Raw genomic sequence first — 25,411 nt, 5'->3', positions numbered from 1 at the left:
GACAGGACAGCAAACGGACCACTTGATGACAGGGTCAGCAAACGCCCCACAGCGCACAGCCCTTGTTGGTGCGACCGGTTTTGTCGGGACAGCGCTTCGGCGTCAGACCTCCTTTGACGCCTGCTTCAACAGCCGAAATATCGGCGAGATTGAGGGACACGCATTCGCCAGTGTCGTTTGCGCTGCGGCTCCGGGATCAATGCTCGAGGCGAACACCGCGCCAGAGCGGGACCGGGCTCAGATACACGGCCTGATTGATCGCCTCGCCAAGGTGCATGCCGAAAGCTTTATCCTTATCTCTTCAATTGCCGTTCTTTCCAACTTCGCAGGACAGCACGTTGAAAGCACGAAGGATTTCCAGAAAGAGCTTGCCTATGGTCGCCATCGCCGCGAGCTTGAGGTCTTCGTAGAGGAGCATTTTGCAAACAGCCTTGTGGTGCGTTTGCCAGCTTTGTTTGGCCAGGGCCTTCGCAAGAATTTCATCTTCGATTTGATGAACCCTGTGCCCTCTATGTTGACGGCTGAGAAGCTTGGCATTTTGCGTGATGGGCTTGCTGCGGATCTCGCTGATTGGGTCGATGAGTTATATACTCCCGACGCTGCGACGGGCCTGTTGAAGCTGGATCGTCCTTCCTTGAACAGCGATGGACGCCGGCCCGCTTTGGATAGGGCTGTCGGTGAACTTGGCCTTTCCGCAACGCAGTTTCACAACCGCGCGACGACATACCAATATTACCAGATCGAGCGTTTGTGGCGCGATATCGCGATAGCAAGTGATGCAGGGCTAAGCCATCTGCATTGCGCATCTGAGCCGATTAAAGCTGAAGTGATCCACAAGCGGCTGACCGGTCTCGATATGCCCGAGACATCGGCGCGCCTGCACAGTGAGGACATGCATTCGGCACATGGCGTTTTGTGGGGCACAAATGGGCCTTATCTTTTTGGCGCAAACGATACGCTTGAGCGGCTGAGTGAGTTTTATCAGAGCGAAAGGGGCAAGCCATGAAGCTTGCTATGTCCAATATCGCTTGGGCTCCTGAAGAGCGAATGGAAGCCTATTTTGCCATGGCGGACGCGGGTTTCACCGGCCTTGAAATTGCGCCCGGTTTGTTCTTTCATGCAAGCGATGATCCTTTTGTGCCTAGCAAGGCAGAGGCCACCGAAGCGCTTTTGGAAATAGCGGATCATGGACTTTCATTTGTATCGATGCAGTCGCTGCTTTTCGGTGTTCAAGGTGCCGGTCTTTTCGATGGCAAAGATGCTCGCGCGGCCTTGGTTGGAGGCATGCACCGTGCAATTGATCTTGCGGGCCGATTTGGCATCCCGAACCTCGTATTTGGATCACCTCAACAGCGCAAAGTACCTGCCGAAATGGCAATGGACGCAGCGCTTGATCAGGCCGCCGATCTGTTCCGCGAGCTTGGCGATAGGGCACAAAGCGTTGGCACTTGTATAACTGTTGAGGCCAATCCAGCAGCTTACGGCACAAACTTCCTAAACACTCTCGAACAGGCACGCGCTTTTGTTGAGCAAGTTGATCACCCGGCGATCGCTGCGATCCTTGATTTGGGCGCAATGCATATGAATGAGAGCTTCGATGCAGTGCCGGAGCATCTCCAAACTCTCACCCCCACCCTTAATCATGTCCACGTAAGCGAGCCTGAGCTTGCTCCTGCGCCGGCCGCACCAGAGCGTTTGACACCGATCCTCGGCGCACTTGCTGAGCATGGTTACTCGAAGGCGGTTTCCATTGAAATGCGCAGACCTGATAACGCAATCATAGGTGTGAGAAGTTCCATCGCTGCACTTGTGCAGGCCTCCATTGCTGCCGGTGTAATGGGGGAGGTCGCTCATGCATGAACCTCAGGCCAAGAGCTTTGCCAAGCAGCGTGAAGATGTCGTTGTATCCGTTTGTTTCGCAACACCTCCTGCAAAGGCGCAGACCTTCGATACGATCCGCAAAATCGCCGATGATCTCGACCAGGTTTACCGTTTCCGTGAGCTCATCCTGGTGGTCGAAGCACATGAGAAGGATGCATTCCTTCCTCTTGTCGAAGAGGTGAGTGATGTGCGGCTGTTCGTCGTGCGCAAAGGCACCGAATATTACGAACGCCGCGTGATTGCCGCAGAAGAGGCCATCGGTGATCTGGTTCTGATCGCGCAGGAAGATGAAGCTGCCCATATGGATGTGCGCGCTTTCCTCGATCATGCCGAGAAATCCAATGCGATTGCGCTTGCCAATTGCGGGAAGAGCCGCCCGTTCAAGACGCTTTTAAGCTACCCCTTCATCGCGCTTGGCCGCCTTGCTGGCTTTGCCGTTTACCCAAGCGATTTTCAGTCGATTGCGATGCCACGAACGCTGCTCAATCATATTCTTGCGCACGACGAACCGCGCTTGGCCTTGCGTTATCCTCCACGTGATCCGCGCCTGCCCCTTGCGTCATTTAAGACGTCCAAGGAGGTCTCTTCTCGCAGCGCTTTCAAGGACGTCGGACGGCGGATGCAGTTGCTCCAAACCTTGCTGGTCTATCTGACGCCGATCATTCTTTCGGTCGTAGCGATCTCTTCGACCATCTTGACGCTTGTCGGCTTGGCCTATTCGGCTTGGATCATTGGCGCTGTCATTATGTTGGACACCCTTGCACCCGGTTGGCTCACCACCAATACGATGCTCGCGGTGAGCGCAGTCTTTATGGGGGTCTCGACCCTTGGTCTTAGCCTTGGATTGCAGCACCTTTTGCGTCAACAAGCCCGCGAAAAGGGCGAGCGTGTGTCGGAAGAAGTCAACCGGATCGATCTGTTTGGCAAGGTGGCCGTTGACCTGAATGTCGAGCTCGAAAGTGAGAACTGGTCGCGCACCAACGGTCCCAAAGCGGTTCGCGGTGGTGAGTGACTGTGAAAACGCATCCCACCCCATATGATTATGTCGTGATCGGCGGCGGCTTTTATGGCTGCTGTTTGGCGCTTTATCTGCGCTCAATCTCTGACAAAGTCCTTTTGGTGGAAGCCTCGGACGCTTTGATGACACGGGCAAGCCGCGTCAATCAGGCGCGCGTCCACACCGGGTTTCATTACCCGCGCTCGGCTGTCACAGCGGTCAAATCCATGCTGCTTCACCGCAAATTCCTCGAGGATTTTCCCGAAGCGATCGTCGATGAATTTCAAATGCTCTATGCGATCGCCAAACGTCGCTCCAAAGTGACCGCTAAGAAATTCCACCGAATGTTTGGCGACATGGGTGCGCCGATTGAAGTGGCCTCACCCAATGACCGCGCGTTGTTTGACGCCGATCTGGTGGAAGAGGTCTTTGCGTGTTTTGAGACCGCTTTCGACTATTCGATCCTTGCCAATGCCATGGCAAAGCGATTGGATGAAGCGGGGATTGAATTGCGTCTTTCGACCAAGGTTGAGGCGCTCGATGCAAGCGACGATAGCGTTAGCGCAGGGCTTTCAGACGGGAGCGAGATCACCGCAAGATACGCATTCAACATCACCTATGCGCAGATCAATTCCGTGCTGGAGATGGCAAAGCTTCCTAAAGCGCGGCTCAAATACGAGGTCGCAGAACTTGCCCTGATCGAGCCACCGCAAGAGCTCAGCGCGCGCGGGATTACGGTGATGGATGGGCCGTTTTTCTCGACCATGCCATATCCATCTGCCGGGCTCTATTCGCTGACGCATGTGCGTTACACTCCGCATGAAAGTTGGAGCGATGAGCGGGCGACACGCGATCCCTATCGCCATTTTGCAAGCAGTGAATACGCGACCCGCTATGCCTTCATGCTGCGTGACGCACAGCGATATCTGCCGTGTTTAAAAGGCTCGAAATATCACCGCTCGATCTATGATGTGAAAACGGTGCTGGTGAAAAATGAGCAGGATGACGGGCGACCCATCCTGTATCATCAATCGCCAGGTGCCGGCCGGGTGATCTCGATCCTAGGCGGCAAGATCGACAACATTTACGACCTGTTCGAAGCCGTCCAAAGCACCGCTCCTGAATTTTCAAAGCTGCATTCTGGTTTTGTCCTTGGGGTGCAATATGCCTGAGGCTTTGGGGCGTTCTGGCCCGGTCGCTGAAGTTGTAGATCAGCGGCGCGGACGGCTTTTGCCAAGAGTATTGCTGGTGCTTTTCTTGGCACTTTTGGTAGCGCTTAGAGGCGCAACCCTCCTGTATGACCACAGCCTCCATTCCATCGACGGTGCGATGCAGACGTGGTTTGCTCTTGATAACTTTGCCGATGGGGCAAAGATTGGGGAGGAGTTCCAATCCTATCTTGGCGTGACCATGATCCTCTCGCTTTTGCCGGGGTTTGTGGCATTTGGTCAGACCTTGTGGGCGTCGACACTCTCTGCATACGCAATGGTCATGATCGGCAGTTTTGCAGGTGCCTATGCCATCGTTTGGATGCTTCGACCTATTGCGCGTCAACAGCGCTGGCTTTGGGTTATCGGGTTGATTTTCGTGTTCTACTATGTCGGCGCTTTGGCCGCAGGACTGGTGGGACTACCTTATCCTGCGACTTTTGATCCCGGGGTCTCCTTGCGGCCTTTACGCGGGGCTTTGCCCTTTTTTGTTCTGCCGGTTTTCGTCTGGGCAATTCGCCGGATCTTGGCGACTGAACTGGTGGTGCCCGCCATTTGGCTTGGGCTTGTCACAGGGCTGGGGCTGTTGTGGTCCAACGATGCTGGCATACCTTTAGTGATCGCATGCGCCATAGGGCTTGCCGCAGCGCTTTGGCCCAATTGGGGCTTGGCGGTGAAGGGTTTGCTTGCCTTCATCCTTGGAATTGCAGTTTCCGCTTTTGCAGGTCTCATGCTTGTTACCCACGGTGACCCCGGCGGTTGGATGCAATACAATTTCACGGACGTTGCAGGAGACCAATTCTGGTATTTTGGCCCGTGGGATAAAGACACGCGCGTGCTTTCGCTTCTCGATATCCCGCGAATTTTTATCTCGGGCCATTGGTTTTCAACACTGAGTCTGATCATGCTCACAGCAAGCGTGATCTTTGCCGGTGTTAAGCGCATGAGAGGGAAAGGTTCACCAGTGCGTTTGGCCGCGTTCCTATTTGTCGCAGCCAGTATCGTGGGCACCGCGTTGATCCCGCAGATCGGTGGACATATCGGCGCAGAATATAACGCCATCACATTTGTGCTGGGTGTCTGTTCGCCCTTGATACTCTTTCAAAAGCCGCTCTTCTCGCTCGTGAAATCGCTTTGGAGCAAGGCGCCAGCCTTTGTGGTTCCTGCTTTAGCATCTGTCTCAGCGCTCACCATGGTCGCATTGGACGGTGCCAATTTCGTGAGCACATCAGCTCAGACCGAGCGCACCGTCTACTCCGCAAAGCTTGGGTTTTACGTTAATCCGCAAACTGCCGAAGACCTTGCGGCGATGGAACGCCTCTCAGATTTCCTTGGTGAGGGCGGTTTTGCTCAGAACCGGCGTTTGCTTTCTGTCTACACCTCGGCATTGGACATCGCTGCTGGCACAAAAAGCCCTGCGCCTGTGGGTTCACTGATCCATGCGCTGGGTGAGCAGGGGCGGATTGACTTTAACGAGCTGCTGTTCGGCAAGACCGTTGCAGTCACTACAATAGCGCCCGATTACTCCGGCTGGGCAGGTTGGAACACGCGCGCCAACTGGTCTTTCTTCAAGAATTTGCGCGATCTTTACAGGCCCATCGGCCGCAGTGATCAGCACATATTGTGGATTAGAACAAACACAACGCCGCGTCCTCAAGAGGCGAAATGCGAGATTACGGATTGGACATATGGCCGCTTTGTAGTGTCCGTGGAGGCGAGCGAAACTGGCGTCGCATCGCTCTTTATTGAGCGCGAGGGCTTTGATGCAAGCACACGCGGCGCAGCGCTCACTGTCACTGAGGACTCGCCTTTCACCCGGGCTTCGGCCGAGGCCCAATGGAGCGATTTCCCGCGCTATGGCATCCCGAATGCAAGGATGATCGAAGTCTCCACACCCGTTGCATCTGGCGAGGTCACCAAGCTCACGTTTGAGGTCATGAACGGTTCTTCCATCGGTTGGGGTGAGTGCTTTGCGCGGGTTTATGCGCCTATCGATTACGGCGCTTTGCCAAGCCTTTCGGACGGTGTCGATGATCTGATCGCGGAGATAAGCAAATGAGCGAGATGCTGCGCTTCTTTGCGGTCACCGTGATGGGTGTGCTTCTTGATATTGCTATCGCATTTGGCCTGCACGAGCTTGGCGGTGTGCGCTTGGAGCTTGCGGCGGTCATCGGCTTTGTGTGCGCTGCTTGCGCGAACTATGTGCTGCATCAACTGTGGAGCTTTCGCGAAGGCGTGCGCGAATTGTCTTTTGCCCGCGGGGCTAAGTACGGGCTGGTCGCAGGGCTGACGCTTTTGGTGCGTGTTTGCGTTGTGGCAGCGCTCAATGCTTATCTGGCTGGCGAATACGCGCTGGCGATCCTCATTTGCGGGGCAGGGGTATCGTTCTTCGTGAACTTCACCTTGAGCAAGCTCTTCGTTTTTGCAGGCTCGCCCGAGCAGGAGAACGCATCGTGAGCGCGCCTGACGCCAATATCCCCGGCACCAATATGCCCGGCATCACCGCGCCAGGTTCGAGTGCGCCAGAGGATACCGAGTGGGAGGTGCCTTCTCATGACGTGGCAAGCTATTGCGCAAAAAGGCACAAGTACGCGCTTGTCATTCCGGTCATAAACGAGGGCGAGCGTATTCAGGGACAGCTTACCCGGATCAAGAACGCCAATCTTAAAGTCGACGTCATCGTTGCAGATGGAGGCTCAACCGACGGCTCTCTGGATGCTGAATTTGTAGAGCCCATCGGCGTTCGCGCTGTGCTGACCAAGACGGGTCCGGGCAAGCTTTCTGCACAATTGCGCATGGCCTATGCGTGGTGTCTTCGTGAGGGATATCAGGGCATTGTCACCATCGATGGCAATGGCAAAGATGGGGTGGAGGCGGTCGCTCAGTTCGTCGCCAAGCTTGATCAGGGCTGCGACTATGTCCAAGGCTCGCGCTATCTGCCGGGCGGCGAGGCGGAGAACACTCCGCTTGAGCGCACCATCGCCAACCGTTTTATCCACGCACCGCTTCTTAGTATCGCAGGCCGGCATTGGTTCACAGATACCACCAACGGTTTCAGAGCCTATTCCGCGCGCTATCTCACCCATCCCGGTGTGCGCCCATTCCGCAGCGAGTTTGAGGTGTACAACCTCCTGTTTTACCTCACTGTCAGGGCCGGGCAGCTTGGCCTCAAAGTCGATCATGTTCCCGTCATCCGGCGTTATCCTCAAAGCGGCAAGGTGCCGACAAAGATCGGCGGGTTTTCCTCTAAGCTCGCGCTTTTGGGGGAGACGGTGCAGGCTGCAACCGGCGGGCACACACCGCGGGAGGCAGCGCAGCAGGCGGCGCGCAAAACCTATTCACTGATATGGCCGTCGCTCCTTGCAGCTTTCGTACTTTTGCCCCTGCTTGCCAGCGTGGTGGCCGCACCAGATTATTCGCCTGACAGCTGGGCTTTCTATGAGCTTTCAAAGACGGTGTTTGCCGACTTTTACCGCTTTAGCCATTTCCGAAGCTATGCCAGCATATCGGACTATTCGAGCGCCTTCGCACCGCTTTGGCCAAGTCTCATCGCCTTGGTCGACGGTTTATTGAACACTGGTGCGCGCACCGGACTTTACCTCGCATTTTTGAGCTACTTTGCTTTTGTGCTTGTCTCTGAACGCATTGGACAAAGGATAATCGATACGCCTTGGGCGGGGGGCGCTGTGGCTTTCAGCCTTTTGCTTGGGCCAAGCATGGTGTGGGATGAATTGATCGGGGGGCGCACAATTGCTCTGCAATTGCTGCTCTATGCGCTTGTTTTGTATGGCTTGATGGCCGGGCGTTCGATGAGCCTCCTTCGTGCTGTCGGGATTGGGTTTGTCGCAGGTCTTGCGGTTATGAACCGGTTCGATGCAGCGTTTTTGCCGGTGTTCACTGTCATTGCCATTGCATTTCTCACGCGTAGCCCGGCGCGCGCAATCGCCGCGTTTGCCGCCACTGTGATCGCTGTATCACCTTGGATTGCCTATTCGCTCCACACGTTTGGGGAGGTGTTTGCGACCGACAATTCCGCAATTGCAACCTCGCTTGATAGCCGTGCTTTTGTCACAGATTGGTGGCCCGAAGCCCAAGCTAGCCTCGCAGATGATCCAGCTGCATGGGCTGCAAAAGTCTTCGCCAATACAGGGCAGTGGATTGTAAATGGGCTTGCATTGCTCACCACACCGCTTGGGATATCGATTGCGTCGGGTGCAGCGGTGCTTGGCGCGTTTCAAGCCCTTGGGGCAAGGGCACCCATTCCAATGAGCGGTGTTCAAGGGGCTGCATTTAAAGGCGCGCTGCCTTTTGTTTTTGCGTGTTTCCTAGCGGTCTCCATGCTGCCCCAGATCATCACGGGATATCTTGAATATCGTTATTATTCAGCCTTTTTCTGGGCGGTGTTCTTGGTCTTTGTCATCTGGCAAATTTCCCTCGGGCGCACCGTTCGCCAGCGTCAAACCTACGCACTGATGTTTGCTGGCGTCATGGGCCTTTGGGTGACCGGCTTCGTCGCCGTTCAGCTGTTGTCAGCTGCAAATTCTGGACGCTTTGACAGCCAGCAATGGTCCGCGTTTGATAGCGCGGGCGATGTTGCCACGCTTTCCAAGTGCATTGGCGATGACAAAGACGCGCGCATCCTTGTCATGGGCGATGACACATTCGCCGCCAAAGCAGGAGCACTTGGCTCGCTTCGCACTATGATGGAGCCGCGCAATATGGCTGAAGGCCGCCTTTCCGCAGAGGGCCAAGCGGCGTTTATCGATCTGTGGGAGGTCGATTACCTCCTCATGCGCTATCAAAGTGTGCGCGATCAAAGCAGGGCTGGTGATGCGTCTCAAATTGAAGGGTTCGCACCTGTTTCCACATGCGATCTCAGTGTCTTTAAACGAACCTCACACTAGGTTGCGCTGGGACTTGCAAGAAACGCAAGGTGACACATGTGTCACCTTATTCCTACACTTTTTTCCTACAAACTGATCAATTTCAACGCTTTGATCGTTGCAGCGAAAGTGACACTTTGCTTTTGGAATTCGTGTCAGGATTTGCTTGTGAAAGAGCCGCAGCCATCATGACGCGCGCACCGTGAGTAGGAAAACGCTTTTTACGCGCGGGTGTCAGCCCTTGTGTGGGTTTGGGTCACATCTGGGTTTGGCTCACATCTGGGTTTGGCTCACATCTGGGTTTGGCTCACAGGCCGCGCCCCGGTCAGCGCAAGAGCAGGCTTAACGCGTTACCCGTGGGCGTTTGTCTATAGCTGGGCTCCTCCCCCCAAGCCTGCACAATCGCAATGCCAATGCCGCCTCCCGTTTCTGGATCAGGGCCGGTGATGGGGGGAACCGTTAAGGGATTGAAGGCGGGGCCATCGTCCTCGATTTCAAGTCTGATGGCGTCGTCTTCGGCGTCAACCGCAAGCGTCAGGCAAATATCCTGCGCCCTTCCTGCGTGACGCAGCGAGTTGGCCACCAATTCTTCGACTAGAATAGCAAGTTTTATCTGAAGTCGCGGATCGAAGTCATGATCGGCCAGAAACTCACGGGCAAATCGCAAGGCATGACGGATTGCAGCCGCGCAATTGCTATCTTTTGTAACAAAAGCTGAAAACTGTCTCCTGCGGCCCATGATTGTGTGTTAACACAAGATTGACCGGGGAGGATACATGCGAAAACTCTTTTTACTTTTGGCAGCGCCGCTTGCGTTGGCAGCTCAGCCTGCGTTGGCGCAGGAGATCGGCCGGATCAAGAATGTCACCCAAGGTGGGATTGAGGTTGTACGCGATGGCGGAAAGCTCAAAGGCATCTCAGGGTTCCGTTTGCGCGAAGGGGACATTGTTGTGACCCGCGCAGGTCAGCGGGCAGGCATCACCTTTGTCGACAACACGCGCATGGTGGTGGCACCGGGAAGCCGGATGATCATCTCGCGCTATCGCTTTGACCGGGCCCGCAGAACAGGCGAATCGCGAATGCGCATTGAACGCGGCGCGGTGGGCGTTGATTCTGGTGAGCTTGCGCGATCAGGCCGGATGAAATTCAGGACGCCGACTTCGACACTTGGCGTTCGGGGCACCACTTTTGTGATTGAGGTGGATGAATGATGCTAAAGTCTCTTGGAATTCTAGCGCTTGCGAGCGCTTTCGCATTGGCAGGATGTGCGACTTCGAAAGAACGCGTCACGCTTTTGACACCGGCCCAAACCGGCAAAGACATTGGCGGGGTCGTGATCGAATATGACAACGGCTCTGAGGCGTATCTGGGCAATGTTAATCAGCAGGCCAAGCTTCGCGGGGAAAAGGCGCCAAAGTTCAAACAGCTTGATAAGGTCGATCCCTTCTACAGCGATTTGATGGCGCAATTGCCCACGCTTGCCGCGCGCCGGGACTTTTCCTTTGCCTTTGGCGAGGGGACGCTTGCGCCTGATCAACTCAACGCTCTGCAAAAATGGCTGTCGGCCAATATCAAGGATCGTCCCGGTCTTCACATCGAAATCGCTGCTCACACCGATGCAGCCGGTAGCGAAGTGGTCAATGACAAGCTTTCACAAGAGCGTGCCAACGCGGTTCTGGCTCAGGTTCTGGAAAGGATCGAGGCGGGCCAGATTGAGGTTAAGCGCGATGATATCGATGTGGTCGCAAGTTCGTGGCATTGGGCGCGCGATACATTGGCGCGCACACCGGCTCAGTATAATGCGGAGAGCTTTCGCGTTGTCTCTGTGACAGTCCGGTAAAATGGGCCGATAAAAGAGGGTAGGGCCCTTACCGGGGGCCCTTACCGGGGGTCTTTACCGGCTCTCCTGCCCAAGATAGCGAAGCGCCAGAATTGTAAGATCATCGGCAGGGTCCATGCCGCGCTCAAAACTGCGGACTTTGGCAGCTATCCCTTTGGCGCGTTCTGGCGCAGAGATATTTGCACCTTCGCCAAGGGTTGCGAGCACCCGGTCAAGGCCGAACCGATCTTCATCGGTGTTCATCGCATCTGTCGCGCCATCGGTGATGATGACCAGAGTTTCGCCGGGCGAAAGCGTGAGTGTCTCAGCTGCGTACGGAAAACCATCGAGCGTGCGAAGCCGCAGGCCGCCGCGCATTTTGAAGACGTCCACGCTGCCATTGGCGCGCACCACCATCGGGTCCTCGTGCCCGGCATTGACCATCTCGATATGCCCTGTTGCGCAATCAATCACGCCCACGAGAAGCGTGAGGTCCATTTCCTGATCCTCCTCCGCCATAAGCTCTGCGTTCATTTGCTGAACCGCTGCTTCGAGGTCGCCGCTGGACCGCAGGAGATTGTTTTTCGACACTGACTTGGAAAGCGCCATGAAAAGAGCTGCGCGAAGCCCTTTGCCACTGACATCGCCAACAAGGAAAGCGAGGCGATTGCCCTCAAGCTCCATCGCGTCGTAGAAATCGCCGCCCACCGACTTGGCAGGCTCAAGCACGGCTCCGATTTCTGTGCGCGTGCCAAGTTTTGCAAGCCGCGCAGCCGATGGCACCATGGTGAGCTGCAATTTGCGCGCGCTTTCGTTTTCCTTCTCTTGTTCCGCGGTGACAATCCGCTGTTCGACGAGTTCTGCAAAGGTGAGGGCATAGCGCACCAGCACCAGAGCGATGGCAGCGCAAAGAGCGATGATCAAAGGGCGCGCCGGATCGATCAGCAGCCCTGCGCTATCATAGGCGATGAACGAGCCAATCGGGAGAGCGGCACCAAGCACCGCGGCAGGGATCACCATCCACTTCGCAAGGCCAATGCCAGCCACGATCAGCATGACAACGAGCGCTATCGCAAAGGCGATTTCCATGGCCTTTGCAAAGGCGGGCCGGGAGAGCCAATGCCCGCCCAAAATGGCGTCAATCGCCTGCGCTTGAACCACTGTGCCTTGCATCCGGCTAGCCACAGGGGTCGCTGTGATATCGGACGTACCGGTTGCCCCAAACCCGACGAGCACCGCTTTGCCGCGCATTTCTTCCACGTTGAATTTGCCGTTTAGAACATCAAGCGCGGTGAGGACATTTTCGTCCCAATCCGGGCTCATCTTAAACTCCATATTGGCAAATTGGTCAGCCGGCACCGTCCGCTCGCCAACCTTAAGACCATCGCGGGTCCATTCCATCATCTCATCGCCTGCCACGATATTGGCCATCTTGGCGGCAAAACCGGGGATCGCAGTGTCGCCTGCCATAACGCCAAGCGGCACTCTGCGCACGATGCCATCGGGGTCGGGCGAGCCATCGACAATGCCTCTGCCGGGCGCTGCATCATCGAGAAGCTTGATGCTGGTGAGCAGCCGCTCAGTTTTCAAAATCCCTTGAGGGGGTGTCCCGCCAACAGTTTCAAAAGTGAGTTCGCCAAGCGAGCGCCCGCCTTCCTGCGTTGTGACGCGCGCCAGAACGGTGGGCGCTCGCTTGATCACGTCTGCCAGATATTGGTCGCCTTCAGGTAGGGCAAGAATGCGCTGCTTGGTCGCCTCATCAAGCGCATCGTCATTGTACATATCGATGAAGTTGGCAGGGCTAAGACGATCGGGTTCGACGAAGAATATGTCGATGCCAATGGCGGCGGGCTGTGCAAAAGCGATGTTTTCTATAAGCGCGCCCACATCGGTGCGGCGCCAGGGCCATTCGCCTTTTTCCGCAACACTGGCATCGTCGATCATCACGACAACAACGTTCTCGCTCGTGGCGCTTCTGGGGGCCCATTGCTGCCAGCTGTCAAACACAAGGCGGCGCTGAAATTCGCCGCCAAACGCGCTTATGATGACGCCGATCAGCGCGCCTGCAAGGATCGCGGCGGTGATTATTCGCTTGTGCTTGGACTGCATCAGACCCAGATCACGCGCGGCCTAAAGCTCAACGCACAGCCCGTCGTAAGAACACATCACTTCCAGCGGCTCACCCTCGCGCACCAACTCCTCATAGCGGATGGTCTCCCCATGCATCCGGGCGATATCGGCATCGCTATAAGTCGGCTCATGGTGGAACAGCGCAAGCCGTTTGGCCCCCGCCTGATGGCACAGATCGACCGCGACAATGTTAGAGGAATGGCCCCAATCCTCCTTCATCGAAACGCTATCCGCAAGCGAATACATCGTGTCGGCAATCACAAGATCAGCCCCCGACATGAACTCGGCCATGTCATCTTCGGCCTCCATCTTGTCGATCTTATACTCGGCATCGGTGGAATAAATCGCAGTGCGTCCCTCAGCGCTCGTGAAGCGATAGCCATAGCTGTCGTGACTGTGCTCTTGCTTGATGAGTGAGACGGTGAGCTCGCCGATTTGGTATTCTTTGCCGGTTTCCAAAGTGCGAAATTCAATGTCGGCTTTGAGCCAGTGGAAGGGCACTGGAAATGAGATTTCTTCTTGCTGACGGCGAAGCGCGGTCTCTGCGTCTGAGTGGCCTGCGTGGATGATAACCTTCGCGCCCTCAACAAAGGCGGGCACGAAGAATGGGAAGCCCATGATGTGGTCCCAGTGCAGGTGCGACAGGAAGAAATGCCATTCCTTGGGGCGATGACCTTCTGAAAGGCGTTTGAGCGTATTGAGCCCAAGTTCGCGCAGGCCAGAGCCCATATCGCACACGACAAATGCGCCTTTGCCAACGTCAACCTCAACGCAGCTGGTCGCCCCGCCATATCCCTGACCCACGGCAAAATCGAGCTTAGTTCTGGTGAAATCCAGCGCTTCTTGCTTGTCGGAAAAAGTCTTGCCGCCCGCTTTCAAAAGCGCATCGGCGACCTTATCGCTAATGGTCGATGCGTGCGGCGCCACGGGCAGTGAGCCTCGGGTCCCCCAAAACCGGATCTGCATAGTCCCCCCTTAGCGTGTGCTAATGCCCGATTGCGTCCTCAATCGTGTCTGCCACCCTAAAAACCATATCATAGCGGCTGATGGCAAGAATTTCGCGCATGGTCTCATTCGGGCAGGCAAGAACGATGGTCGTATCGCTTTCATTTGCGGCGCGCTGTGCAAGCGTCAAACCGCGAAGTCCGCGCGATGACATATATTCAATGCCCGACAAATTGACGATGGCGGTGGCATGTTCAGATTGAACGCTTTCCACCAAGTGGTCTTTGAAGGCATCGGCGCTGGTTTCATCGACCCGCCCGCTGGGTGAAAGCACTAAAGCTCCCCCGCGTGTCTCGCTTGTCCATTGCAAAGCTTGTGTCGACATGCGTGTTGCATAGCGCGACTTACTGCGATTGCCAACTGATCTAGCGTTAAGCGTTGAATGGTATGCAAGTCGCGGTGCACTAACCCGGTCATAAGCGCCCAATAGCGGCCCGAGTATCGGTGCGATTTGAGATAAGTCTTGCATAACCGGCCCGTTGCCTTGCTGTGTTGATCCTTGAACAGAGCAGGAGAGTGTGAATTTTTTGCTATTCGTGCACTCCTCATGATTGACGAGCAGGGCGCTCGTTCTGACCCGAACCCAAGTTTTACGATAATCGGCCATTTATTATGGAGCGGGCAACGTGATGCAGGTCACAGACATTTTTGCGCCTTTCGATATTGGACCCATAACGGCGCTGGGGATTAGTCCTTATGGTGGGCCTTAGCGCTTGCCCGCCCGTGTCAAACCTGCTTTCTGGCCCATGCGCCTTGCCGCCTGACTGTGTGTGGTAAGCTGCAGGGCTTACGGGGGATCGTCGATGACTGGTGAAACGGCCACAAAAAAACGGATCAGCACGTTTTCGCGCAATGTCCGCGGCCTTCGCGAGGCGGGCACATTGCAGCTTGTCGGCTTGGTCATCTTCGTGCTGTTTTCGTTGTTTATCGCGCGCTACAGCTGGGCCCTGCCCGGCGGACAAGAGCCGACCGCGATCACCAGCGATGCAGAACGCGCCTTGTATGACACGCGGGCCTATCTTGCCGCCGATCTGGTTGAACAAGATAGCCGGATTGTCCTAGTCGTGTTCGATGACCAAACGCTGATTAACCTCGAAAAACGATCTCCTTTGCCGCGCGGCGCTTTGGCAGAAGCCTTGCGGAACCTTGATGGCATGGGCGCAAAATCGATCGGCATCGATATTTTGTTCGACCAACCGCAAGCCGAAGATCTCGATTTGGTTGAGACGCTAAGGGCGATGGAGACACCAACCTCGGTTGCCTATGCGACGGTCGCGACCAATGCCGATGACATCATGTTCCAGCAGCAAGAGTTTCTTGATGAATTCATGGCTGCGATTGAGGAAGGCGACACCAATGCCAAGCGCGCAAGCATCCGGCTGGATGATGACTTTGGGGCAACGCGTGTGTGGCCTGATATTGTTCCTGACCTGCCCCCGCTCCTTGGGCGTTCCATGCTCGCTGATGCTGGCGGACCTTATGAGGAGTTTGAAGGATACGAGGGTTCGATTGAGTACCGGCGCGCGCTGAAAGCCGATTTTGCGGATGATCCTGAGGCTGATCCTGATGCGCAAGCGGCTGTTGAAGAACCGCTCTTTCTGACGCTCTCTATCGAGCTGTTTCTTGATCTTGATCCGGCAGTTGCTGAATTTGTCGCCCAAGAAATCGCTGGCAAGCATGTTTTGATCGGCGGCGATATCCTTGATTATGACCGGGTGGTGACCTCCTTCACCTCGTGGACAGGTGATGAGCCTTCGGGGCTTTCTGTCCACGGCGAACTGATCGCGCAAATGCTGGATGGAAAGCGTCTTACGCAAATTCCGGTGTGGAGCATTTGGGTGATGGCCTTTGTCGTCGTCGGCAGCGCGGTGGTCGTGGCCCTGCTCGAATGGTCCGCGCCAAAGCTGGTGCCGCTGATGATCGGGCTGGGCGCGATATACATCGGGTTGCCTTTCGTGCTGCATTTCAATGAGGTTGATACATACGGCTTGCCTGCCGTGGGGTGGATCGTCGCCTGGATTATCACGTTTACCGTGGTGACAGCGGCGGCGCGGTCTGCGGGGGCGGCACAGCGGTCTTTCGCGCAAGGCGCGCTTGGCAAATACATCCCGCGCGATATTGCCGAGGCCATCATTGATGAACCTGATCTGCTCTCTTTGGGTGGTCAGAAGCGCGAGATATACGTGATGTTCTCAGACCTTGAGGGCTTCACCAAGATGAGCCACGCAATCGAACCAGAAATGGTCGCGAAATTGCTCAACCGCTATTTGGAGATGCTCAGCAAAGTGGTCCTCGACCATGGCGGGGTGATCGACAAATATGTGGGTGATGCGGTTGTGGCCTTCTGGGGCGCGCCCATTGCCCGCGAAGATGATGCAGAGCGGGCGCTGAACGCGGGATATGCTATTTGGAAAGCGGGCGAGGAGTTCCGCGCAGAAGTTGCGGCAATGGACCCCAACCTGCCCAAGATCGGCAAAACGCGCGTAGGGCTTCATTATGGCGAGGCGGTTGTCGGCAATTTTGGCGGGGAGACCCGCATCCAATACACCGCTCTTGGCGATTCCATGAACACGGCCGCGCGGCTTGAGGCGGCGAACAAGCCGCTTCAATCGAGCGTTTCTGCAAGCCGTGAATTGATCGAAAAATCCAATCCAGATTGGTGGGTTCCTATGGGCCGCATCGTCCTTCGCGGAAGGGCGCAGCCGGTCGATATTTACCAACCTATGCCGGACCTTCCTGTAGAAGATCGGCGCAAACTCGAAGAAGCTGTTCAGGTTTCAGATAGCAATCATGAACTATCAGTGCAGCTTATCGACCAGGTGGTCGCTGGTCATCCCAAGGATTTGGCGCTAGAAAACTACGCGCACCGAATTCGCAATTTGAATGATGGGGGAGCATATGTTCTCGGATAAATTTAAGGCCCGCGCAGTGGGTCTCGCGCTTGCAGGCGCGGCAATGTCAGTTTCTGGTGCAGCAGCTGCTGGCGTTGTGGTAAAATCAACCGGACCTTCGGCGGGAACATATCCCGTGGGTAAGAAGGTCGCGGATAGCTCGACGATTACTCTTCGTGCAGGCGACAAGATCACCGTGCTCGTCAATGGCGGCACAAAGGTCATGCAAGGGCCCGGCACATTTCGCGTGGGCGAAGGGGCAACCCGCACCCGCGCGAGGTTTGCCCGTCTGACCCGCCAAGGCGCATCCAACCGGGCTCGCACCGGGGCAGTGCGGGGCGGCAAGGGTGGCTCGACATCCATGCCCAACCTGTGGCTTGTCAATGTCGCAGCCTCTGGCACAACCTGCCTGTATGACCTTGATAATGTCCGCCTCTGGCGTCCTGGTGCGACCGAGGGGCAGACGTACACGATTGCGCAGCAGGGCAGCGATATGACGCTTGACGTTAATTTCGTCGAGAAAGAGAGCATGCGCACGCTTGACCCGGAAGGTCTGAAACTTGCGGATGGAAGCACTTACACGATCACCGGTCCCGCTTCGGAAGAAGTGCCAGCAGCATCGGTGGATGTGAAGATCGTCGCGCTCACGGAAACATATCGTCAGCCAGATGCGCTCGCGTCTGCTTTGGCCGAAAACGGTTGCATGGGTCAGCTTGCCGCGCTTGGCGACATCGCCGAGGCGGAAGCATCCTGATTTGATTTTGAGCGCCGGGCGTTTCCTCGCCCGGCGCTCACTTTATTCAAAGGCGCAGCCAATTGGGCGACATTAAGGGCACAGCTGGCCTTTCTGGCGTCCTAGAGGGTGAGCAGGCCCGCTTTATGCGTTTCCTTATCGCAAGGACGCGCGACCCCGATCTTGCACAGGACCTGTTCCAAGATGCGCGGGCAAAATTGCTTGCCGCTGATGGCGCAAAGCCTGTCAGCAATCCTGTTCCCTATATCTTCCAAATGCTTGCCAATCTGGTCGAGGATCACCGCCGGTCAGAGCGCGCGCGTGCACAGCGTGGCCGCGATTGGGGCGACCGCGGTCAGGGGCTAGAGCCGGAGCGCGCGGATCATATGACCCCGGAACACAATGCAGCTGCGCGCGATATGCTTGCCAAAACCATGGAGGCGCTGAGTGAACTGCCGGAGCGCACGCGGGCGATTTTCCTCGCCTACCGCGTAGAAGGCAAAAGTCAGAAACAAATCGCCAGCGAATGTGAACTGTCTTTGAGCGCAGTCGAAAAACATCTCCAGCGCGCCTACAAGGCCGTCATCACCATTCGCAAGAAACTTGATGCGGGTTTGGAATGAGCCTTCCGTCTATTCCCTTAAGAACCCGCGAAATGCGCGGATCATGCTCACCGGCACTCGCGCTGGTGGGGGGCAACAGGTAAGCATTGGCTATGGCAAACGACCCTAAAGAACAGGCGATCGATTGGATGCTGCGCGTGCGGGCAGGGGAGATGGACGCAGGCGAGTGGGATGCGTTTACCGATTGGCTTGAACAGTCGCCTGAAAATGCCGCCCTGCTTGATGAAGCTGAAGCGGCCGATGATTGGGCGCGCGAGAACGCCGCTGATCTTGCACCTGTTTTATCGCAAGATGCTGATCATACGGTGGCTGATACGCTGCCCCTTGCGGCCAATGACAATCCGCTAAAACGCTTTTTGCCTTTTGCCGGATTGGTCGCAGCAGCTGTTGCAGTGTTCGCCTTGTGGCCAAGCGCTGCGCCCACACCCTTGTTGATCACCACTGAGCCGGGCGAGACGCAGATCGTTGCTGTCTCAGATGATATCACAATGACTTTGAACGGCGGCAGCCAAGTTACTCTGATCGAGGAGGAAACCCGTGTCCAGATCGCGCGAGGCGAGGTGGCTTTTGAGATCGCATCAGATGAGCCATCACCGCTGCGTGTCGAAGTCGCTGACCTTGTGCTCACCGATTATGGCACTGTCTTCAACGTCGTACTCAGCGATGGATCGGTAAGCGTTGCGGTTGCCGAAGGCATCGTCGGTATCAATCCTGATGCACAAAGCATTGCGGTGAACGCGGGAGAAAAGGTTACGCAAACCCATGCAGGCGGCGCTCTGATGCGAAGCGAGGTCGACCCGGAAACGGTGGGCACGTGGTCGCAAGGCCGCCTTGAGTTTGACAATACACCTGCCCCCGAGGCCATCGCCATGCTGGAGCGCAGCATTGATGGGCGGGTTAATCTGGCTGAGGCGCTTAAGGAAGAGACGCTCACAGGCACTCTCATCTTGTCCGACAACGATGGTGAGAGTGTTGCTCAATTTGCGCAATTCCTTGGCGCGCGTGCACGGCAGGGGCGAATACAGGGCGTTGGTGTGGTCTGGGACGTGCGTTAAACCGGTGAGCATTGGCGCAGGCGTGCTTGTGACGGGCCCTCGAATTCCATAATGCGAACCACCATGAGGATCAGGCAATCGGGTAAGCATTGGGCACGGCTTACGCTTGCAAAGGCGACATTGGTATTTGGCGTGCCTGTCATGATGGGTGTTCAGCCTGCCCCCCTCAGCGCTCAGGCCCGCGCTGAGGTCAACGTCCCGGCAGGGCGATTGTCGAGCGCCATCCGCACCTTATCGCGCCAAACCCGTGTAAGCATCGCCAGCTCTGACCGCGGTGTTCGCAGCATCAGGTCGCGCGCTGTAAGGGGGAATTTGAGCGCCGGTGAAGCGCTGCGACAGCTCCTCCAAGGCACGCCATACCGCGCTGTGAGCGTCAGGGGAGGCGGCTTTCGCATCGAAAAACGCCCGCCGCCCGCGCGCAAAGCTCAGCCGAGCCGCCCCCCGCGCGCAGCTGAGCCACTACCGCCGCCACCACCACCACCTCCTCCCCCGATCATTGTCGAGGCGAGCAAGCGGGCTGCGGCTTCCATCGATTATGCTGGCGGGCTCAAAGTGCTGGATATTGATACGCCGGGACTTGTGCCCAATGCCGCCGGTCTTGATGAACTGCTTGGCGCAGTACCCTCGGTAAACGGCACAGCGCTTGGGCCCGGGCGTAACAAGATATTCCTTCGCGGGATTGCAGACAGCAGTTTCAATGGTCCAACACAGGCCACCATCGGCCTTTATCTGGGCGACCAAAGGCTGATCTTCAGCGCCCCCAATCCTGACCTTCGCCTCGTCGATGTTGAAACGGTTGAGCTACTCGAAGGCCCGCAAGGTTCGCTTTACGGGGCGGGCACTTTGGCAGGGCTTTTGCGAGTGAACCCTGTGGCACCTGACCCTTCTGCCTTTGAAGGCGAGGGATGGATTGGCGGCGCGATTACGCCGGGCGCTCAGGAAAGCTGGGATATGGGCGGTGTCTTAAACCTGCCTGTCTCTGACAACGCAGCGTTGCGTATTGTTGGTTATGGCGCACAAGAGGGCGGCTATATCGATGACACGCGCCGCGGGCTTGAGGATATCAACCAAGCACAGGTCTATGGCGCAAGGGCGGCTTTCTCGCTCGATATTGGGTCCGATTGGAGCGTCTTATTGTCCGGCTTTGGTCAGCAGCTTGATAGCGATGATGGCCAATATATCGACGGACGCTTGCCAGACCTATCTCGCGATGACCGCGTGGCGCAGCCGTTTGGCGCAAGGATTTATGGAGGAGCGTTCACCGCGCGCGGGTATTTGGGTGACGCCGAGATCGTGTCTGCCACCGGCTTTGTCGATAACCGCCTTGTGACGCAGTTCGATTCCAGCGTTCTGACGATGCGCCCCAATGCCCAGCAAGCGTTTATAGAAACGCGCGAGATACGCCTTTTAACCCATGAAACACGCGCCTCTGGCGGTGATCAGGATGGGTTCAACTGGTTGGTCGGAGTGGGCGCGCTTCGAAACCGAGACAATGTGACGCAGCTGGTCGAAAATATCCACGATACTGTGAATGACCCGCCGCCTTTTGCGCGGCAAAGTTTTGAGCTTGATGAAATCGCCCTGTTTGGAGAAGGCAGCCATCCCATTGCGACCGATCTGTTTGCCACGGCTGGCGCGCGCGTGCTCTATACGTGGAGCACAGGGGAGCGGTCCTTCGGGCCCAATGACGTGGTGGAACCGCGCAAGGGCCCGATCCGTGTGCTGCCCGCGTTTGCGCTATCGTGGAAACCGCTTTCCGGCATGATCGCATACGCAAGGGCACAGCAAGGGTTTCGCACAGGCGGCGTGACGATTGAACGCGGTGAGAACAATGATCCTGACACGGCCCGGTTTGACCCTGATAAAATCCGCTCGTTTGAACTGGGCGTAAGAGGCTCTACCACAGGCACACTTCGCGTGGATTATGGGGCCGTCTTTCATCGGTCCAATTGGGATGACATTCAGGCCGATCTCATCGACGCCAATGGCTTTCCCGTCACGCGCAATATCGGCAATGGGCATGTGACCGGGGTTGATGCCAATGTCGGCTTCAAGACAGGTTCTGGTTGGCGGCTTGATTTAGCGGCTGCTTACAATGCGACCGATGTCGACCGGCTCGCGCCGAGCAATGATGGGACGGGGGCAAGGGTGATCGCTGCAAGCATTCCCAATGTGCCAGACTTTTCGGCCAACGTCCGCCTTGCGCGCGAGTGGGACTGGGGTGAGAATAGCCAAGCCGGAGCAGCCCTCACCGCGCGCTACACTGGCAGATCATTTATCGATATCGACCCACAGGTGCGCGAGGAGCAGGGCGACTTTGGCTCATTTGACGCCGCTGCGTGGTGGGGAAATGGTGATTTTGAAGTGCGCGTGGAGGCGCTCAACCTGACTGACACCAAAGGCAACCGCTTCGCTTTTGGCAATCCCTTCACCGCCCGCGTGGAAGATCAACGCACGCCCTTGAGGCCTTTTACCGTAAGAGCACAGATCAGTTTTAAGCGCTAAGCCAGGGGCTTTTAAGCGGGGCTGCCCCTTGAATTGCGCTGATGGGCTCCACATGTGCCCCCTATGGAAGCTGCCCGCGCGCCTCGTCTTAAAGTCTGGTTTGATGGTGCGTGCCCCTTGTGCATTCGCGAGATAAGTATGATGCGCCGGCTCGACCGCGAGGGGGCGATCGATTTTGTCGATGTGTCGGGTGAGGGCGATCCAAGCTGCCCGATTGATCAAGCGCAATTGCTAGCCCGCTTTCATGCCGAGGAAGACGGCAAAGTGGTAAGCGGCGCTGAGGCTTTTGCGGCGATGTGGCGCGCGATCCCCTTGCTAAGGCCGCTTGGGATTATTGCGAAGAACAGGATCGTTTTGGCGGTGCTCGAGCGGCTTTATGTTGCATTCCTCCGGGTGCGGCCGCGCATGCAGAGGTTTTTGCGCTAAGGTTCAATTTCGAAAAGACTTGCCGCCGCAAGCCGCCTGCGCTCAACATCTGCCAAACGAAAATTTGGGAGAGAGCCGCGATGGAAAATTTCGGTGGGATGCAAAACGAGATATACAACGCCGGGCTTCAGGGGACTTTGCCTGATTACCCGGTCGATTTCGCAACGCTAGAGGCGCGCGGGCAAAAAGCTCTTGGCGAAATGCTCACCAATTATGTCGCGGGCGGCTGCGGCGATGAACATACCCAGGAAAGCAATTCAGGCGCGTTCCATCACTGGGGCATGATCCCGCGCATGATGGTCGATTGTACCGAGCGGGATTTGTCGATCGACCTGTTTGGAATGAAGCTCAAAAGCCCGCTGTTTATGGCACCGATTGGTCTTAACGGTGAGGCCACGCAGGACCGCCATGGCGATATGGCAGCGGCGCGGGCTTCTGCTGAAGTGGGCGTGCCATTTTGCGTCTCGACGCTTGGTAATGATCCGATGGAGGATGTGTTTGAAGCTTGCGGTGACACCCCTGCTTTCTTCCAGCTCTACACCCCGCGCAACCGGGAACTTGCGACAAGCCTGATCAAGCGGGCTGAGGCTTCGGGCGCAAAGGCGATTGTGGTGACGCTCGACACATGGCTTACCGGGTGGCGTCCACGAGACTTGAACGCGTCCAACTTCCCGCAGCTGCGCGGCAAAGTCATGCAGAACTATTTCTCTGATCCGGTCTTCCGAGGAATGCTTGAAAAGCCTCCAGAGGAAGACCCGCGCGCTGCGATCATGCTGTTCGCTGCAATCTTTGGCCAGGTGCTCACTTGGAAGGATATGGAGTGGTTCAAGTCCGTCACTGACTTGCCGATTGTTCTCAAAGGCATTTGCCACCCCGACGATGCGCGCAAGGCGGTCGATCACGGGGCAGACGCGGTGTACTGCTCGAACCATGGCGGGCGCCAGGCCAATGGCGGGATTGCGACGATTGACCTGCTTGGCGACGTCGTTGCCGCCTCTGGCGACACACCCGTCTTGTTTGACAGCGGCGTGCGTTCGGGCAGCGATGCGGTGAAAGCATTGGCGCTTGGCGCCACGGCTGTCGGGGTAGGGCGGCCATACACTTACGGCCTTGCCATCGGCGGTGCAGCGGGCGCCGCCTGGGTCCTTCGCAGCATGCTTGCCGAAGCTGACCTCTTGATGGCGGTTAATGGCTATCCCGATTTGGCAGCGGTCCGGGAAGCCGGGGCTCAGCGCACAGATTGTGCTTGATTGAGCACGATTGTTGCCGAATGTTGGATAAGTAGCATCCCTAAGTGCTGTCACGCTTGACAAAAGTTGTAAAAAGTCACGGCTGACGTCAATTTTCGACTCAGTTTTCCACATTGATGGTGTTAGCTTACGCACAATAAAAAACGCGAGATCGGGGACGCGACACCAATGGAACGACCAACCATCATCTCATCTGGCCCAGATGCAATGGGCCGCACCGTGTGCTTTGGCGATGAAAGCTCGCGCCGGGCACGGTACGGACGCATTCGTCCGATGCCTAAGAAGGGCACGCTCTCGCGGCTTGTCTCAGGCTTGTTCAGCTAACACCAAGCGTCAAAAACCGCCTAGATCAGCTTACTTAGTCCTTTCGAAACTGAATGGGTTAGTCCTCACGGCGCCGACTTGGCGACCGTGACCAATTTCGTCTCGGTATAACCAAGATACCCCTCAACCCCGCTTTCCGAACCAAAGCCGCTGTCACCTGTCCCCCCGAACGGTGTCTCTGGCGACCCAACGGCAAAGTGGTTGATCGCCACCATTCCTGCTTTGAGAGAGCTTCCCAAATAGTGGCTTTCATCAAGTGAGCCGGTGAAAGCGTAGGCCGCCAGCCCGTATCGCAGTGAATTGGCAATGCCCACCGCTTCCTCGATGGTGTCGTAAGGCACGATCCCGGCAACCGGGCCGAAAGGCTCTTCGGTCATCATCCGGCTGGTCGCAGAAGGCCCTGCAATGATCGTGGGCTCGAAGAAATATCCGGGGCGTTCAAGCGCGGTGCCGCCGCTTACGATTTCGCCTTGCGCGCCGCCCATGGACGCCATGAGGCCTTCCATCGCCTCAAGCCGTCCTTTGTGGGCAAGAGGGCCCATCTCGACGCTGTCATCCTGGCTTGCATCGCCAATCTTGAGCTTTTGTGAGCGCGCAGCGAATTCGGCGACGAATTTGTCGTAAATCCCGCGCGCAACAAGAAAGCGCGTGGGCGATACGCAAACCTGACCCGCATTGCGGAACTTGGTCGCGGCACAGGCCGCAACAGTGCGCTCAAAATCAGCGCTTTCACCAATCACCACAGGCGCGTGTCCGCCAAGCTCCGAGGTGTATCGTTTAAGCCCTTGCGCTGCGAGCGCGCCCAATTGGCGGCCCACCGCGGTCGAACCAGTAAAGCTCACCTTGCGGGTGATGTCGGCGGTGATCAAATGCTCTGAGATCATGGCGGGATCGCCGTAGACCACATTGAGAACGCCCGAAGGAAGGCCCGCATCGACAAAACACTCAACCAGCATTTGCGCGGTTGCCGGCGTCGTCTCGGCAGGCTTTAGGATGGCGCTGCACCCAGCCGAAAGCGCGCCTGCAATTTTCTTGGCAGGCAGATTGATCGGGAAGTTCCACGGCGTGAACAGCATGGCCGGGCCAATAGGCTCCTGCGTCACCCGTTGTTCAAGAAGGTTCGCGCTGCGCACTGGCACAAGACGTCCACCTTGACGCTTGGCTTCTTCGGCGAGGAAATCGATAAGGTCCGCCGCGCCCGCCGTCTCGCCCACGGCCTGTGCATGGGGTTTGCCCATTTCGAGTGTCATGACACGCCCAATGGTCTCGGCGCGATCACGCAGCAAATCAGCTGCTTTTCGGATGATCCGATAACGCTCAATCGCAGGGGTCTTCGACCAGACTGCAAACGCCTCATCCGCCGCTGCCAGTGCCGCGTCCAATTGTTCTTTGGATGCCTTTGGCGCGCGCGCGATTTCCTGTTCAGTGGCAGGGTTGATGATGGCCATCGACCCATCACCGCCGCTTTCCATCCATTCATTGCCTATCAGCATTTTGACTGTTGGATAGGTGGTCATAGCGGCTCCTCTTTACGCGCTTGGTTGCTACTTTAGTTGCAGAAGAAACCAGTTAGCAGAAGCCTCCCGCTTTTCAATGATCATAAGAAGCCTTTCTGGGAGAACCCAAGGGAAAACACACAGTTGTGATTTTCGCAGTGTTTTCGCCCGCCGCCCGGTTTTAG

At 56.7% G+C, this 25,411-nt stretch carries 22 protein-coding genes; 17 read left to right on the top strand and 5 right to left on the bottom strand.

Annotated features, from left to right (window positions below):
• Window positions 1–25 precede the first annotated feature (25 nt).
• Genes AC0V61_RS01855 through AC0V61_RS01825 form a run of 7 tightly spaced genes read left to right on the top strand, consistent with a single transcriptional unit; the run spans window position 26 to window position 8,990 of the window.
• Window positions 26–1,006 carry a Rossmann-fold NAD(P)-binding domain-containing protein gene (locus AC0V61_RS01855; RefSeq protein ID WP_486155563.1) on the top strand — a complete coding sequence of 327 codons (981 nt, stop codon included), beginning with the start codon at window positions 26–28 and terminating at the stop codon, window positions 1,004–1,006.
• Window positions 1,003–1,860, top strand: coding sequence for a sugar phosphate isomerase/epimerase family protein (locus AC0V61_RS01850; protein ID WP_486155562.1), 858 nt, complete (start codon window positions 1,003–1,005; stop codon window positions 1,858–1,860). The genes AC0V61_RS01855 and AC0V61_RS01850 overlap by 4 nt, the downstream gene beginning before the upstream one ends.
• On the top strand, window positions 1,853–2,893 hold the full coding sequence (locus AC0V61_RS01845) for a hypothetical protein (protein WP_486155561.1): 1,041 nt from the start codon (window positions 1,853–1,855) through the stop codon (window positions 2,891–2,893). Before AC0V61_RS01850 ends, AC0V61_RS01845 begins: the two co-directional genes overlap by 8 nt.
• Window positions 2,890–4,050: an NAD(P)/FAD-dependent oxidoreductase gene (locus AC0V61_RS01840; RefSeq protein WP_486155560.1), complete on the top strand. Its 1,161-nt coding sequence runs from the start codon at window positions 2,890–2,892 to the stop codon at window positions 4,048–4,050. The genes AC0V61_RS01845 and AC0V61_RS01840 overlap by 4 nt, the downstream gene beginning before the upstream one ends.
• Window positions 4,043–6,145 carry a hypothetical protein gene (locus tag AC0V61_RS01835; protein WP_486155559.1) on the top strand — a complete coding sequence of 701 codons (2,103 nt, stop codon included), beginning with the start codon at window positions 4,043–4,045 and terminating at the stop codon, window positions 6,143–6,145. Before AC0V61_RS01840 ends, AC0V61_RS01835 begins: the two co-directional genes overlap by 8 nt.
• Entirely contained in the window at window positions 6,142–6,543 is a 402-nt protein-coding gene (locus AC0V61_RS01830) for a GtrA family protein (protein WP_486155558.1), read from the top strand. The genes AC0V61_RS01835 and AC0V61_RS01830 overlap by 4 nt, the downstream gene beginning before the upstream one ends.
• On the top strand, window positions 6,540–8,990 hold the full coding sequence (locus AC0V61_RS01825) for a glycosyltransferase family 2 protein (protein WP_486155557.1): 2,451 nt from the start codon (window positions 6,540–6,542) through the stop codon (window positions 8,988–8,990). The genes AC0V61_RS01830 and AC0V61_RS01825 overlap by 4 nt, the downstream gene beginning before the upstream one ends.
• Before the next feature lie 304 nt (window positions 8,991–9,294).
• On the opposite strand, the gene AC0V61_RS01820 is transcribed toward AC0V61_RS01825, so the two are convergent.
• Complete coding sequence (locus tag AC0V61_RS01820; protein WP_486155556.1) at window positions 9,295–9,708, bottom strand: ATP-binding protein; 414 nt, start codon at window positions 9,706–9,708, stop codon at window positions 9,295–9,297.
• Window positions 9,709–9,745: 37 nt separating this feature from the next.
• Here AC0V61_RS01820 and AC0V61_RS01815 point away from each other — a divergent pair, with 37 nt between their 5' ends.
• Both AC0V61_RS01815 and AC0V61_RS01810 read left to right on the top strand, forming a co-directional pair.
• The gene (locus tag AC0V61_RS01815) at window positions 9,746–10,180 is read left to right on the top strand and encodes a FecR domain-containing protein (RefSeq protein ID WP_486155555.1); all 435 of its coding nucleotides are present in this window, start codon (window positions 9,746–9,748) and stop codon (window positions 10,178–10,180) included.
• The gene (locus AC0V61_RS01810) at window positions 10,177–10,809 is read left to right on the top strand and encodes an OmpA family protein (RefSeq protein ID WP_486155554.1); all 633 of its coding nucleotides are present in this window, start codon (window positions 10,177–10,179) and stop codon (window positions 10,807–10,809) included. Before AC0V61_RS01815 ends, AC0V61_RS01810 begins: the two co-directional genes overlap by 4 nt.
• A gap of 54 nt (window positions 10,810–10,863) precedes the next feature.
• On the opposite strand, the gene AC0V61_RS01805 is transcribed toward AC0V61_RS01810, so the two are convergent.
• Genes AC0V61_RS01805 through AC0V61_RS01795 form a run of 3 tightly spaced genes read right to left on the bottom strand, consistent with a single transcriptional unit; the run spans window position 10,864 to window position 14,248 of the window.
• Window positions 10,864–12,897, bottom strand: coding sequence for a CHASE2 domain-containing protein (locus AC0V61_RS01805; RefSeq protein WP_486155553.1), 2,034 nt, complete (start codon window positions 12,895–12,897; stop codon window positions 10,864–10,866).
• 21 nt (window positions 12,898–12,918) lie between these two features.
• Complete coding sequence (locus AC0V61_RS01800; protein WP_486155552.1) at window positions 12,919–13,884, bottom strand: MBL fold metallo-hydrolase; 966 nt, start codon at window positions 13,882–13,884, stop codon at window positions 12,919–12,921.
• Between the two features lie 19 nt (window positions 13,885–13,903).
• Window positions 13,904–14,248 (bottom strand): STAS domain-containing protein, encoded by a 345-nt coding sequence (locus AC0V61_RS01795; protein ID WP_486155551.1) that lies wholly within the window; start codon window positions 14,246–14,248, stop codon window positions 13,904–13,906.
• Between the two features lie 478 nt (window positions 14,249–14,726).
• Between AC0V61_RS01795 and AC0V61_RS01790 the strand changes: the two genes are divergently transcribed.
• From AC0V61_RS01790 to AC0V61_RS01755, 8 genes are all read left to right on the top strand, one after another.
• Window positions 14,727–16,835 (top strand): CHASE2 domain-containing protein, encoded by a 2,109-nt coding sequence (locus AC0V61_RS01790; protein ID WP_486155550.1) that lies wholly within the window; start codon window positions 14,727–14,729, stop codon window positions 16,833–16,835.
• A complete protein-coding gene (locus AC0V61_RS01785; RefSeq protein WP_486155549.1) occupies window positions 16,822–17,568 on the top strand; it encodes a hypothetical protein in 747 nt (248 codons plus the stop codon). Before AC0V61_RS01790 ends, AC0V61_RS01785 begins: the two co-directional genes overlap by 14 nt.
• Before the next feature lie 62 nt (window positions 17,569–17,630).
• Window positions 17,631–18,170, top strand: a complete 540-nt coding sequence (locus AC0V61_RS01780; protein WP_486155548.1) for an RNA polymerase sigma factor — start codon at window positions 17,631–17,633, stop codon at window positions 18,168–18,170.
• A 92-nt stretch (window positions 18,171–18,262) separates the two neighbouring features.
• The gene (locus AC0V61_RS01775) at window positions 18,263–19,225 is read left to right on the top strand and encodes a FecR family protein (RefSeq protein ID WP_486155547.1); all 963 of its coding nucleotides are present in this window, start codon (window positions 18,263–18,265) and stop codon (window positions 19,223–19,225) included.
• A gap of 63 nt (window positions 19,226–19,288) precedes the next feature.
• Window positions 19,289–21,730: a TonB-dependent receptor gene (locus AC0V61_RS01770; RefSeq protein WP_486155546.1), complete on the top strand. Its 2,442-nt coding sequence runs from the start codon at window positions 19,289–19,291 to the stop codon at window positions 21,728–21,730.
• Between the two features lie 63 nt (window positions 21,731–21,793).
• Window positions 21,794–22,156, top strand: a complete 363-nt coding sequence (locus AC0V61_RS01765) for a thiol-disulfide oxidoreductase DCC family protein (protein ID WP_486159427.1) — start codon at window positions 21,794–21,796, stop codon at window positions 22,154–22,156.
• 80 nt (window positions 22,157–22,236) lie between these two features.
• Window positions 22,237–23,406 carry an alpha-hydroxy-acid oxidizing protein gene (locus tag AC0V61_RS01760; RefSeq protein ID WP_486155545.1) on the top strand — a complete coding sequence of 390 codons (1,170 nt, stop codon included), beginning with the start codon at window positions 22,237–22,239 and terminating at the stop codon, window positions 23,404–23,406.
• Between the two features lie 168 nt (window positions 23,407–23,574).
• On the top strand, window positions 23,575–23,730 hold the full coding sequence (locus tag AC0V61_RS01755; protein ID WP_486155544.1) for a hypothetical protein: 156 nt from the start codon (window positions 23,575–23,577) through the stop codon (window positions 23,728–23,730).
• A 65-nt stretch (window positions 23,731–23,795) separates the two neighbouring features.
• Here the strand turns inward: AC0V61_RS01755 and AC0V61_RS01750 are convergent, their stop codons facing one another.
• Complete coding sequence (locus tag AC0V61_RS01750) at window positions 23,796–25,247, bottom strand: NAD-dependent succinate-semialdehyde dehydrogenase (protein ID WP_486155543.1); 1,452 nt, start codon at window positions 25,245–25,247, stop codon at window positions 23,796–23,798.
• Window positions 25,248–25,411 lie beyond the last annotated feature (164 nt).

Source organism: Erythrobacter sp. JB1-4, assembly GCF_057365025.1.
This window is presented reverse-complemented; position numbering and strand designations above follow the sequence as displayed.